This window comes from Pseudoduganella sp., from assembly GCF_041914865.1.
In the GTDB taxonomy this organism is placed as follows: domain Bacteria; phylum Pseudomonadota; class Gammaproteobacteria; order Burkholderiales; family Burkholderiaceae_D; genus Rugamonas.
Genome location: NZ_JAYSCO010000004.1, coordinates 60,700 through 73,798 on the forward strand (window position 1 = coordinate 60,700; position 13,099 = coordinate 73,798).

General features: G+C 64.1%; 10 protein-coding genes. 6 read left to right on the plus strand and 4 right to left on the minus strand.

Features of this window, described 5'->3' with window-relative positions; translation table 11 throughout:
• Positions 1-35: 35 nt before the first annotated feature.
• Together queC and ACE3TQ_RS03065 are read left to right on the plus strand one after the other, a co-directional pair.
• Positions 36-746, plus strand: a complete 711-nt coding sequence (queC, locus tag ACE3TQ_RS03060; protein WP_374580458.1) for a 7-cyano-7-deazaguanine synthase QueC — start codon at positions 36-38, stop codon at positions 744-746.
• 28 nt (positions 747-774) lie between these two features.
• On the plus strand, positions 775-3,741 hold the full coding sequence (locus tag ACE3TQ_RS03065; protein WP_374580459.1) for a CHASE domain-containing protein: 2,967 nt from the start codon (positions 775-777) through the stop codon (positions 3,739-3,741).
• On the opposite strand, the gene ACE3TQ_RS03070 is transcribed toward ACE3TQ_RS03065, so the two are convergent.
• Complete coding sequence (locus tag ACE3TQ_RS03070; protein ID WP_374580460.1) at positions 3,742-5,109, minus strand: serine hydrolase domain-containing protein; 1,368 nt, start codon at positions 5,107-5,109, stop codon at positions 3,742-3,744.
• Between the two features lie 53 nt (positions 5,110-5,162).
• Positions 5,163-5,561, minus strand: a complete 399-nt coding sequence (locus ACE3TQ_RS03075; RefSeq protein WP_374580461.1) for a hypothetical protein — start codon at positions 5,559-5,561, stop codon at positions 5,163-5,165.
• A 524-nt stretch (positions 5,562-6,085) separates the two neighbouring features.
• Between ACE3TQ_RS03075 and ACE3TQ_RS03080 the strand changes: the two genes are divergently transcribed.
• Positions 6,086-8,038 (plus strand): GAF domain-containing protein, encoded by a 1,953-nt coding sequence (locus ACE3TQ_RS03080; RefSeq protein WP_374580462.1) that lies wholly within the window; start codon positions 6,086-6,088, stop codon positions 8,036-8,038.
• Positions 8,039-8,246: 208 nt separating this feature from the next.
• Here the strand turns inward: ACE3TQ_RS03080 and ACE3TQ_RS03085 are convergent, their stop codons facing one another.
• Positions 8,247-9,752: an HD domain-containing phosphohydrolase gene (locus ACE3TQ_RS03085; RefSeq protein ID WP_374580463.1), complete on the minus strand. Its 1,506-nt coding sequence runs from the start codon at positions 9,750-9,752 to the stop codon at positions 8,247-8,249.
• 87 nt (positions 9,753-9,839) lie between these two features.
• Positions 9,840-10,745 (minus strand): DNA-formamidopyrimidine glycosylase family protein, encoded by a 906-nt coding sequence (locus ACE3TQ_RS03090; RefSeq protein ID WP_374580464.1) that lies wholly within the window; start codon positions 10,743-10,745, stop codon positions 9,840-9,842.
• Between ACE3TQ_RS03090 and ACE3TQ_RS03095 the strand changes: the two genes are divergently transcribed.
• The 3 genes from ACE3TQ_RS03095 to ACE3TQ_RS03105 are packed head-to-tail and all read left to right on the plus strand — an operon-like array spanning position 10,744 to position 12,947.
• On the plus strand, positions 10,744-11,739 hold the full coding sequence (locus ACE3TQ_RS03095) for an Rpn family recombination-promoting nuclease/putative transposase (RefSeq protein WP_374580465.1): 996 nt from the start codon (positions 10,744-10,746) through the stop codon (positions 11,737-11,739). The genes ACE3TQ_RS03090 and ACE3TQ_RS03095 overlap by 2 nt on opposite strands.
• A 24-nt stretch (positions 11,740-11,763) precedes the next feature.
• Entirely contained in the window at positions 11,764-12,246 is a 483-nt protein-coding gene (locus ACE3TQ_RS03100; protein WP_374580466.1) for an N-acetyltransferase family protein, read from the plus strand.
• Positions 12,234-12,947: an alpha/beta fold hydrolase gene (locus ACE3TQ_RS03105; RefSeq protein WP_374580467.1), complete on the plus strand. Its 714-nt coding sequence runs from the start codon at positions 12,234-12,236 to the stop codon at positions 12,945-12,947. Before ACE3TQ_RS03100 ends, ACE3TQ_RS03105 begins: the two co-directional genes overlap by 13 nt.
• Positions 12,948-13,099: the final 152 nt, after the last annotated feature.

Here is a 13,099-nt window from a genome sequence, read left to right on the forward strand (position 1 = left end):
AAAGAACCAGAAGAAACCAAAAGGAAGATGAAGCGATGCTGACTACCGACGCCGCACTGGTCCTGTTCAGCGGCGGACAGGACTCGACAACCTGCCTGGCCTGGGCCCTGGAGCGCTACGCGCGCGTTGAAACCATCGGCTTCGATTACGGCCAGCGCCATGCCATCGAACTGGCCCAGCGCCCGCTGGTGCGCGAGCAGCTGCGCAGCGTGAAGCCGGAGTGGGCCGCGCGCCTGGGCGAGGACCACATGGTCGACCTGGGCCTGATCTCGCAGATCTCGCAAACGGCCATGACCGAGGACATCGAGATCGTGATGCAGGAAAACGGCCTGCCGAACACCTTCGTCCCCGGCCGCAACCTGCTGTTCATGACCGTGGCCGCCACCGTGGCCTACCGCCGCGGCCTGAACGTGCTGGTGGGCGGCATGTGCGAGACCGACTTCTCCGGCTACCCCGACTGCCGCGACGACACCATGAAGGCGCTGCAGGTGGCGCTCAACCTGGGCATGGATACCCGCACCAAGCTGGAAACCCCGCTCATGTGGCTGGACAAGGCGCAAACCTGGCAGCTGGCCCAGCAACTGGGCGGGGAGCGGCTGGTGGACGTGATCCGCGCCGACACCCATACCTGCTACAAGGGCGAACGCGGCGCATTGCACGACTGGGGCTATGGCTGCGGCACCTGCCCGGCCTGCGACCTGCGCGCACGCGGCTACCGTCTGTTCCAGGCGACTCTTGGTCGATAATTTGCCGTAAATAAACTAAGATGCAGGTATGGAAAGGTCGCCTGCACCCCCGCTCCTGCAACGCCTGCTCCGTCCGCGCCTGCTGGCGGGGCTGGTGGCGGCTGTCTGCCTGAGCGCCACCGCCACCGTGTGGTGGGGCGCCCGGCGCGATGCCGAGCGCGATGCCAATGCCGACTTCGAGTACCGCGCCCGTGAGCTGGTCAACAATGTTGCCGTGCGCATGCAGGCCTATGTCCAGGTCTTGTACGGCGTGCAAGGGCTGTTCGCCAGCTCCGATTACGTCGACCGCGAGGAATTCCGCACTTACATCGAGCGCCTCGAGCTGGCGCAGAACTTTCCCGGCATGCATGGCGTCGGCTATATGCGCTATGTGCCCGGCCCGCAGCTGGCCGCGCACGTGGCAACGCTGCAGGCCGAGGGCTTTCCCGATTACCAGGTGACGCCGCCCGGGCAGCGCAGCCAGTACGGGCCGGTGGTCTACCTGGAACCGTTCACCGGCAACAACCTGCACGCCTTCGGCTATGACGGCCTGTCCGAGCCGACCCGGCGCGCCGCCTTCGAGCAGGCGCGCGATTCCGGCCTGCCCAGCATGACCGGCAAGCTGCTGCTGAAACAGGAAACCGCCGACCCGGTGCAGGCCGGCTTCATCGTGGCGCTGCCGATCTACCAGAACGGTGTGGGCCGCTACACGCTGGCGCAGCGGCGCGCCGCGCTCAAAGGCTGGGTCTATGCGCCGTTCCGCATGGGCGACGTGATGGCGGCCCTGGGTCACGACGCCTTGCACGGCCTGGACGTGGAAATCTATGACGGCGACGGCATGAACGGCCTGAGCCTGATGTTCGACAGCTCGCCGCAGGCGGCCGCGCCGGCCGCGCAGCGCGCCATCAAGCGCCTGAGCCTGGCCGGCCGGCGCTGGACGCTGCAGGTGAGCGCCTTGCCCAAGGCCGGCGGCGTGCTGTCCGACACGCCGCGCGCGATCGCCCTCGGCGGCACGCTGCTCAGCGCCTTGCTGGCGCTGCTGGCCTATGTGCTGGCCGAGAGCCGCCAGCGCCTGCGCCGCGCGCTGTGGCACAGCGACCGCATGGCCGACGAGCTGCGCGAAGGGCAGGAAACCCTGCTGGCCATGGCCGAACACGCGCAGGGCAGCCAGGCGGTGCTGCGCAGCATCCTCGACTCCACGGTGGACGGCATCCTGGTCGACAACTACCGCGGCACCGTGCTGAATTCGAACCGCCGCTTCCGCCAGGTGTGGAATGTGCCGGAGCAGCTGGACTGGCAGAACGATGGCGCCATTCTGTTCGGCCACATGGCCGCCCAGCTGGAGCGGCCCGAGCTCTTCATGCAGGCCAGCGCCTGCCACGAGCTGGACGACGATGAATGCCACAGCCAGCTGCAGATGCGCGATGGCCGCGTGCTGGAAGTGACCACGCGCCCGCTGCGCCTGGGCAGCGAGCCGGCCCGCATCTGGTCCTTCCGCGACATCACCGAACGCACCTTGAACGCGCGGCGCGAGGAAGCGCGCCACCAGGTGCTGGAGCTGCTGGCCGCCGGCGCGCCGCAGCAGCAGGTGCTGGACAGCCTGCTGCGCGGCCTGGAAGCGGCCAACCCCGGCATGATGTGCAGCGTGATGCTGCTGGACGACGAGGGCCGGCATCTGCTGGTGGCGGCCGCCCCCAGCCTGCCCGCCTTCTTCAACGACGCCATCCACAACCAGCCGGTCGGCTACGGCAACGGCTCCTGCGGCAAGGCGGTCAGCAGCAACAGCCGCGTCATCGTGGACGACATCCGCACCGACCCGCTCTGGCTGCCATACCGCGAACTGGCGGCGCGCGCCGGCCTGGGCGCCTGCTGGTCGGAGCCGGTGCGCGGCGCCAATGGCAAGGTGCTGGGCGCCTTCGCCATCTACCACCGCGAAGCGCAGCGCCCCAGCGTGGCGCACCTGGCGCTGATCGACCAGGCGGCCAGCCTGGCCGGCATCGCCATCGAGCAGGCGCGCGCGGCGGAAGCGCTGCGCGTGGGCGAGGCGCGCTTCCGCAGCCTGTACGACCATGCGCCGGTGGCGCTGTGGCAGCAGGACTGGTCAGCCGCGCGGCGCGCCCTGCAGGAGCTGGCCGAGTCGGGCGTGGACGATATCGCCACGTGGCTGCAGAACAATCCCAGCCAGCTGCAGCGCCTGGCCGGCCTGGTGCGCATCACCGACGTCAATGCCGCCGCCCTGGCGCAGGTCGGCGCCGACCCGGCCTGCAAGCAAACGGGCCGGCTCAGCCTGGCGCAGATCTTTGCCCCGGCGGCGCAGGAACGCTTTGCGCAAGCGCTGCTGGCGCTGCAGCAGGGCCAGCACCTGTTCCAGGGCGAGGCCAGCTTCCTGCGCCTGGACGGGGTCGAGCGGCAAAACGAGATGACGCTGCTGGTGATGCCGGGCCATGAGCACGCACTCGACTTCGTGATCGTCTCCACCCTCGACATCACCGAACGCAAGCGCCTGAACGATGAACTGGTGCAGCTGGCCACGACCGATTTCCTGACCGGCCTGCCAAACCGGCGCGAGTTCATGGCGCGCCTGGAGAGCGAGCAGGCGCGCCTGCAGCGCGACGTCGGCGGCCGCGCCGCCGTGCTGATGCTCGATATCGACCACTTCAAGAATATCAACGACGCCCACGGCCACGACTGGGGCGACGCCGTGCTGCGCCACCTGGCCGGCCTGATGCGCGACTCGCAGCGCAAGATCGACATGCTGGGCCGCGTCGGCGGCGAGGAGTTTGCCATCCTGCTGCCGGGCGCCGACATGGAGGCGGCGCGCGCCTTCGCCGAACGCCTGCGCCAGCGCATTGCCGACACGCCCCTGCAGCACAACGGCAGCAGCATCGCCATCACCGTCAGCATCGGCATCGCCGGCATGGCGCCGGCCGACCGCAGCGGCGATGCGGCCCTGGTACGCGCCGACCACGCGCTGTACCGCGCCAAGCGCGCCGGCCGCAACCGGGTGGAAGGCTAGTCAGTCGGGCCGCATGCGCAGCTGGTCGACCTGGTCGGCCTTGCCCAGGCCCAGGTCCACCTGCATCACGCCGGCGGCATAGGTCAGGCGGTAGCTGTACTTGCGCAGTTCGCCGTCGCTGCTGCGCGCCAGCGGCTCCACCTTGCGCAGCGCACCCATGTCGCGCAGGTCGCCGGCCACCATCTCGATGAATTCCGGCGACAGGTTCGCCGCCACCTTTTCGCTCAGGCCATCCGGCAGCTGGCCGCTGGCCAGCTGGGCGAAGATGGCGCGCACGCGCGCGGCCACCGCCGGTTCGGTCTCCGCGATGGCCGGCCTGGCTTGCGGCGCCAGCGCCGGCAGGTAATGCGCCGCCACGATGTCGCCCAGCTTGCCAGGCCGCGCCGTGGCCGAATTGGCCAGCACCACCACCGACAGCCGGTCGTCCACAAAGCGGTACAGCTGCGAGCGGAAGCCTTGCCATGCGCCGCCATGGCCGATGGTGCGGTGGCCGTTGCGCTGGAACAGTTGCCAGCCGTAGCCGTACTCGGTCGCGCTGCCGTCGTTCAGTTTGGCCGGTGTCCAGCTGGCCGCGCGCACGCTGGCCGGCAGGACCCGGTCGCCGTACAGCGCCAGGTCCCACTTGGCCAGGTCGCGCGCCGTCAGGTACAGGCTGCCGTCCGCCGTGGTGTTCAGGCGCGGCGCCACCCACGACTGGTTGACCAGCTGGCCGCCCTTGCGCTCATAGCCGCGCGCGCGGTGCGGGATGATGTCGGCCTCGCTGATGATGCGCGTACCCATGCCGAGCGGGGCAAAGATGCGTTCGCGCAGCTGGTCGCCGTAGAACTTGCCGCCGGCCTTGTTGCAGATGAAGCCAAGCAGGTGGTAGCCCATATTCGAATACGACCATTTTTCACCGGGCGCGAACAGCAGCGGGATGTCGGCCTCCAGCGCGATCAGCTCCTCGTCGCTGTAATTGCGGGTCAGGTCCAGTTTCGCATACGGGTCGCCCAGGCCCGAAGTGTGCGTCAGCAGGTGGCGGATGGTGATGCCCTCCCATGCTTTCGGTGTATTGGCCAGGTGTTTGGACAGCGGGTCGTCCAGCGACAGCTTGCCGTCCTGCGCCAGCAGCATCACCAGCGCCGCGGTAAAGGTCTTGCCGATCGAACCGGACTGGAAGATGGTGTCGGGCGTGACCTTGACCTTGTGCTCCAGGTCGGCATAGCCATAACCCTGTTCGCGGATGATCTTGCCATCCTTGACCACGGCGATCGACACGCCGGGAATATGGCTGCGTTTCATTTCCGCCAGGATGGCGTCGTCAAGCTTGTCAGCGTAGGCAGGGGCCGCGAAGGCCAGGGACAACAGCAGGGGAAGAGTCGGGCGCATATGGAATTTTGTCGATTTGGCAAAATTTCATTTTAGCACCCGACGGGGATGGCTCAGGCCGGCGAATGTTCCAGGGCAGGGCGGCCGGCCGCGGCAGCCTTGCGGCTGTCGCGGCGCTTCAGCCACCAGTAGATGGCGAAGGGGATCAGCACCGGCAGGAACAGCGGCGACACGGCCGCAATGCTCACCACCGCCGCGAAGGCCAGGCACAGTACCACCAGCACGCCGACGCCGGCCATGACGAAGCCCATGATGACCGCCACCAGCGTCATCACCACCGCCAGGATGGCGAACACGCCGCCGGCCACCACGGTGCCGATCAGGGCGCCCAGCGGCCCATCGAAATCTTCATCGCCCACCGTCACCAGCACGTCGTTGGCATCAATGACGAACCAGGCGGCAACCATACCGCAGAAGAACAGGAGCAGGGTGAGGGCAAGTACCTTTTTCATGATGGGCCTCTTGGCGTTGAACATGGCTTCACTGTAGGCTTGCCGGCCCGGCCCGGCCACCGGATTGCGACGAACGGTGGTTTTGGCGTGATGAATGGAATAGATGGGCTGATTGCCTTGAATTCATTGACCCTTTGTCTATACTGAATATCCGATCTCTGAGATGGAGGGGAATATGGCTTGGCTAGTAAGAGACGGGAGCCAATCGTTGCTCCTGGAAAACGATAGCGAACCGCGCCAGCGTAGCGCAAGGGAATGCTCCGGCGGCGGCCCCAAAGGCCCGCCCTCCGCACCCCCGACAATTCCACCGATTATCATCAATCCCTTCAAATACCAGACGCCGGAACCGGCGATCGACCCGCGCATCACGCCGCTGGGCCCGCCGATCCTGCCGCCCCGGCGGCCGGCAATGTCCCTGCATTGACACGTACAGCCCGCGCCCGACGCGGGCTTTGTTTTTTCCGCTGGCGAGGCCGCGCCCCAGCTGATATATTGCCCAGACGCATGTAAACCTTGGGAAAAAGATGGAAAGCCGTCTGCGCCGCCTGGAGGCCGTCCAGGAAATCCTGCTCGAGATTGGCCAGCTGTCCAACAGCTGCACCGATATCACTGTCTTCCTGCAATCCGTGCACGCGGCCCTGGGCCGCATCATGTACGCCGCCAATTTCTACGTCGCCCTGAGCGAGCGCGACGCCCCCGGCAATGCCGTGCGTTTCGTCTACTTCGTCGACGAAGTGGACGACCACCCCTACAAGGACGAACTGCTGCAGCTGGCCTCGCCCGACCAGTCGCCCACCGCCTGGGTCATCCTCAACAAGCAGCGCCTGGTGATGACCGGCGACGAACAGCGCGCGCGCGACGAGAACGACGTGTTCGGCATCGGCACCGTGGCCGAGCACTGGATCGGCTGCCCGCTGATGGACCAGAACCATGAAGCACTGGGCGCCATGGTGATCCAAAGCTACGACAAGGAACACACCTACAGCGAAGAAGACCAGGCCCTGTTCGCCCAGATCGCCAACCACGTCTCCAGCGCCCTGCAGGGCCTGCAGAGCGTGGACCGCCTGGAGCGCGCCGTGCGCCAGCGCACGCTCGAGCTGGAGCGCGAAGTGGCCGAGCGCAGCAAGGCCGAACGCCTGCAGCGCGCGCTGTACGAAATTGCCAGCCTGTCCGCCTCAGCCTCGGCCGAATCGGACGCCAAGGTGCTGTACGCCCGCCTGCACGAGATTGTTGGCAGCCTGATCACCGCGCGCAACTTCCTGGTCGGCCTGTACCACCCCAAGAGCGACGAAATCTCGATCCCGTACTTTGTCGACGAAAAGGACATGGAAGCGCCGGTCAAACGCTTCGAATACGGCATCGGCATGAGTTCCTTCGTGCTCAAGAAACGCGTCCCCATGCTGCTCGACGGCGCCACGTTCGCCGCCCTGATGGCCAGCGGCGAGATTGCCGAACCGCTCGGCAACCAGGGCATCGCCAGCTGGATTGGCGTGCCGATGCTGGTCGGCGAGCAAGCGCTGGGCGTGATCATTGTGCAAAGCTACGACGCCTCGGTGATCTACACCCAGGCCGAGATGGACATCCTGGCCTTTGTTGCCAACCACACCGCCGCCGCCATTGCCCGCACGCGCGCCGACCTCGCCATCCGCCGCGCCAAAGCCGAGCTGGAAGAGCAGAACAGCGCCCTGGCCACCGCCCTGACGCAACTGCAGGCCGCGCAGAGCGAGCTGGTGCGCCAGGAAAAGCTGGCCTCACTGGGCCGCCTGGTAGCCGGCGTCGCGCACGAAATCAACACCCCGCTCGGCATCTGCGTCACCGCCACCAGCCACCTGGTGGAAGAACTGCGCCTGTGCAAGCTCGACCTGGCCGAAGGCGTGCTCGACGAAGACGGCCTGAACCAGTTCTTCGACACGGTCGACCAATCGCTGAAGATCATGACCACCAACACCCAGCGCGCCGCCGCGCTGGTACGCAGCTTCAAGCAAGTCGCGGTCGACCAGAGCTCCGACAACATCCGCCACTTCAACCTGCGCAAATACCTGGACGAAGTGCTGCTGTCCCTGCAGCCCAAGCTGAAAGGCAAGCCGATCGACGTGAATGTCGACTGCCCGAGCGACATCCACCTGGAAAGCTTCCCCGGCGCCGTATCGCAGATCGTCACCAATATGGTGGTCAACTCCCTGGTGCACGGTTTTGAAGAAGGACAGCAAGGCACGATCCGCATCAGCGGCAAGCTCGACGGCGACCACGTCCTGTTCGACTACAGCGACGACGGCATTGGCATGGACTCGACCACGCTGCAGCAGTTATTCGACCCCTTCTTCACCACCAAGCGCGGCAGCGGCGGCAGTGGCCTCGGTGCGCACATCCTGTACAACCTGGTGACGGGCCCCCTGGGCGGCACAGTGAAAGTGGTCAGCTCCCCCGGCATGGGCCTGCACTACCACCTCCGCTTCCCCCGCGACCAGCGCAAATAAAAAAATGGAGTACGTCCCCATTTTTTAGAACCGGTGCCAGGTCTGTCATTCGGACACCAAGCATGTCCGTTTGATCTATCTCAATACGCGCGATTTCGCCCAAAAAGAAAACGCGCCAATTGTGCACAATGGGCGCGTTTTGATTTTTCTCAAAGGTGCGCAGCCTCTGTCCAAATGACAGACCTGGCACCGGTTTTGGCACCGGTTTTTAGTCGGGGAAGCGTTCGTTGATGGCGAGGGCTTTGTCCATGTTGTCGATCAGTAGCTCGACGAAGCGGGGGTCGAGGTGCTTGCCGGCGACTTCGCGCATGTGGCCGACCACTTGCTCGACCGGCCAGGCGTCTTTGTAGCAGCGCTTGTGCATCAGGGCGTCGAATACGTCGGCGACGGCGACTATGCGGGCGTATTCGTGGATGTCGTGCCCTTTCAGGCCTTGCGGGTAGCCGCTGCCGTCGAACTTTTCGTGGTGCTGGTGGGCGATCACGGCGGCGGCTTTCAGAATCGGGCGCTGCGAGCCGTCCAGGATCGACAGGCCAACCGCCGGGTGCTGCTTCATGATCTCCCATTCGGCCGGGTCGAGCTTGCCTGGCTTGAGCAGCACGGAGTCGGGAGTGGCGATCTTGCCAATGTCGTGCATCGGGGCGGCGTGCTTGAGCACGGCCGTTTCTTCTTCCGGCATGCCGGCGGCCGTGGCCAGCAGGTGGCAGAATTCGGCCATGCGGCGCACGTGGTTGCCCGCTTCGTTGGAGCGCGATTCGACCACGTCGCCTAAACGCATGATCAGCTCGGCCTGGGTGTCGGTAATTTCCTGCGTGAGCAGGATGTTGTCGAAGGCAATCGCGACGCCGCTGCAGAAAATCTGCAGCAGCTTCTGGTCGATCTCGGAAATCTCGTCCACGCCTTTCAGGATCAGCAGCGAGGCCTTGCCACTGCTGTTCGGGAAGTAGCCGACAAAGGTGTCGCCGGCCATGCGCGAGATGCGGTTGCTTTCGGCGTCCTTCAGCTGCGCCAGCAGTTCCGGCGTCAGCAGGCTGCCTTCGTCCTGGCCGATCTGGGCCAGGACTTCGTAGGTGGTCTCGCCGCTGACGGCGGTGGCGCCGCGCAGGCGCACCAGCATGCTTTGCTCCAGGCGCAGCAGGGCGACCACTTGCTGCAGCAGGCCGCTGGCGAAGTCTTTCAGGTTGCGCTGCTGGAAGATGTGGGCGGAGGCGGCAATCACGCGTTCCAGCCCTTCGCGGTAGTGCAATTGCTGCTGGCGCGCTTCTTCCACCTTCATGATGTCGCGGTAGGCGCGCAGGGCGGCGAAGGTGGTGGTGAACAGCTTGGTGCGGTCGAGCTCAGTCTTCTCTTTGTAGTCGTTGATGTCGTAGTTGACGATCACGCGTTCTTCCGGCGCCTGGCCGGGCTGGCCGGTGCGCAGCACGATGCGGGTGAACTGGTTGTCCAGGTCCTGGCGCATCCAGCGCGCCACTTCCAGGCCGGAGTCTTCCTTCTCCATCACGACGTCGAGGAACACCAGGGCAATGTCTTTTTCCTTCGCCAGCACTTCTTTGGCTTCGGCTCCGCTATAGGCGTGCAGGAAGGTCAGGCCGCGGCCTTCGAGCCGGAATCGGCTCAGGGTCAGTTTGGTGATGTCGTGAATATCGGGTTCATCATCAACCAGCAGGATTCTCCACGGCGCGAGTTTGGGCGTAGCAGAAGACAAGAAAGACATATTGGCAAATTCCAAATGTGACACAAAGTCCTGGGTGATGCGCAATGTTTAGGCGCATCTGACCGATTGTAGTCTGACCTATTCCTATTAACAACAGGCAATACTGCTTTGGCTATTTCTATACAACACCAATGAACTATCGTAACGCTTCTGGCAACTTTCGCACCAAAATGTGCGGCGCTGTGTCACGCCGAGGTAGGCCCGCTGCAGCTTGATGTGGCAGCGCGGGCATTCACTGCGGTTATGCACTTGCCAATGTTGTTTCAAAACAAAAGCCTGTTTCCAGGTTTTGAATTCAAAACTGTATTGGCGCGCTTGTTTCACCAATTCCCGTAATTTTCCTTGCGGCAATTTAATTACTGTGGAGAGAGGATGAATGTGCAAGCGAAACAATACTTCGTTTTTGATAATATTGCCAACGCCTGAAAAAATATTTTGGTCGAGTAAAACATCGCATACCAGGCGCTCGGGATTTTCCCGCAGTTTTTTCAGCGCCAGGCGCGGACTCCAGTGGTCGGACATCACATCGGCGCGCCAGTCATACGCCTGTTCCAGTTCGCCTTCGACCAGCTTGATCGAGCAAGTGTAGAAATTCAGCTCGCCACCTTCTTCAAACTGCAGCGACAACCGTGGCGTCGCGCCATCCTTGCGCTCGTCAATGCGGTAGCTGCCGAACATCAGAAAGTGGATGCGCAGCGTGTACAGCGGCAGTTCGACCAGGAAGTGTTTGCCCCAGCTGCGCAGCGAAAGGATGGGCTGGCCGACCAGCTCCTCGAAAGGCAGCGTCTTGCTATTGCCGCTGGCGGCACTGATCGTGCGGCCGGCGAAGCCTTGCACGGCTTCGGCGAGGATGGCGATCGATGGGCCTTCGGGCATGGCGGTCTCCTTTTCGACCAGTCTCCGGTTAGTGCGGCGCCCGCGCCGTGCGCGCACGCACAAAACCATGAGCCAGCGCAATGGCCGCGCGCTGCCCTCTGCCTGCAATCGGTTCATGAGTACCAACCACGACAGCGCTTTTCGCGCGTTATTCGCACATCCAGAGATCGTTAAGGATCTGCTGCAAGGCTTTCTTCCTTCCGCATGGTCAGCAGACTTCGAGTTTGATACTTTGGAGCGCGTCAACGGAAGCTATGTTGGCGATGCTGGGGAACAACGGCACAGCGATATGGTGTGGCGGCTGCGGATGCAGGGCGACTGGCTCTATCTCTACGTGCTGCTGGAATTTCAATCCTCTCCCGATCCGTGGATGGCCTTGCGGATGCAGGTTTATCTTGGACTCTTGTACCAGGATTTGGTAAAGCGCCATGAAACCCCGACTCGAGGAAAACTGCCACCGGTGGTGCCTGTTGTGCTCTACACAGGGGCTCGGAAGGGGCTAGTTAAGGAGCAGTTGCGTGAGCTAATAATGCCACCGCGTGCTGGCCTCGACATTTACCAGGCTGCCCAGCGGTACGTCTTAATTGATCTGCGCCGCGCTTCGCGTCGATTTCACTTCAGTCTGGACAATCTATTGGGCGCGCTAGCACTAATGGCATACGTAGTTCCGGACGAGTGGCCAATCGAGCTGGCCCAGCGTTTTGAGCAGTGGCTTCAGCAGGCGGGTGGCATTGAACTGCGTCGTACGGTCATGGTTTGGCTGCAGACCAGGTTGCCAGCGGCAGATAGTCGGCATACATTGGAATGGAAACAGATTGCACAAATTGAGGAGGCCGATGTGGCAAATATTCGTAACGGGATGCCGCTCTTTCCAACATTTGTCGAGCAGTTTGCATGGGGGTATGAACAGAACGCCAAGCAAAAATTGCTGGAGCGCCAACTGCGTAAGCGATTTGGTGAAATCCCTGCGGCATACGCAGTGGAGTTGGGCATGGCCGGACCAGTGGAATTCGATGCATGGTTCGATCGTTTAATTGATGGCAAGTCGTTGGACGAGATATTCGCACCGATCCCGGATGTCGAGGAGGACGACTTTAACTGGTACGATTGATGTTCATCGACAAGCCAGAACATAATGCTGATCCGCCGTACCACTGAACCCGACTGGCCGCTCCTCAAAGAACTCCGTCTGTCGGCGCTGCAGGACACGCCGACTGCCTTCGGCGTCAGCCACGCCAGCGCTGCCGCCAATGCCGATGAACAATGGCGCGACCGTGCCGCCGGGCGCGGGCCTGCGACCTACCTGCTGGCCTTCGATAGCGCAGGCGCCGCAATCGGCATGGTTGGCGGCGTGCTCAGTGCGGTGCAGGAATACAACCTGATTGCAATGTGGGTCAGGCCGGAGCAGCGCGGCAGCGGCGCAGCGGCGGCGCTGGTGGAGGCCATGCTGGCGCACGCTGTCGCACAAGGCCACCAGCGCGTGGTGCTCGACGTCTCGCCCGACAATGCGCGCGCGGCGGCGTTCTACCAGAAGCGCGGCTTCCGCTTCCTGCCGCATTGGGAAGCGCTGGAAAGCCATCCCCACATCCAGGTCCAGAAAATGGAATGGCGCGCCTGAAACCGGCCTTGGTGCTGCTGCCCGGCATGGATGGCAGCGGGATGCTGTTCGCGCCGTTGATCAAGGCGCTGGGCGAAGGGCAGCGCGTGATCCAGCTCAGCTACCCGCACGACCGCGTATTGAATTACGACGCCTTGGTGCAACTGGCGCGCCAGGCTTTGCCGGATGATGCGCCGTATGTCTTGCTGGGCGAATCGTTCTCCGGGCCGATTGCGATTACCCTTGCGGCGCAGCATCCGCCCGGCCTGCTTGGCCTGGTGCTGTGCTGCACCTTTGCCGCCAACCCGCGCCCGGCCTTGCGCCGCCTGGGGTGGCTGGTGCATGGCGCGCTGGTGAAGCCGGCTGCCTCACAGCTGGCGGCGCCGCTGCTGCTGGGGCGCGCTGGCGATGCGGAAGCGCGAGCCCTGCTGGTGCGGGCCCTGGCGCCTGTCACGGGCGCGGTGCTGGCGCAGCGTGTGCGGGCTGTGCTGGCGGTGGATGTGTCGGCGGCGCTGCCTGCGGTCGCGGTGCCGATCCATTACCTGCAGGCGCAACGCGACCGCCTGGTGCCGCCACGCTGCGCGGTGGAAATCGCGCGCTGGCATCCGCAGGTGGTCTTGCATGCCGTCGACGGGCCGCATTGCCTGCTGCAGGCGGCGCCCGCTGCCTGCGCGGCGCTGCTGCGCGCCATCCTGGCTGAGCTGGGCAGCGCAAGCGCCTGAGCGCTGCCGCTTGCGTTTGGCGCGGGGCGTGAAAACATTCGTTGGTGGTCACAATCTTGTCATTTTCGCTTCCTAGAATGGCGGGCAGTTTTAACTCCCCCCACCCTTGGAAAGCGTCATGGAAAACAAAATCGATCACGACGACATCGGCT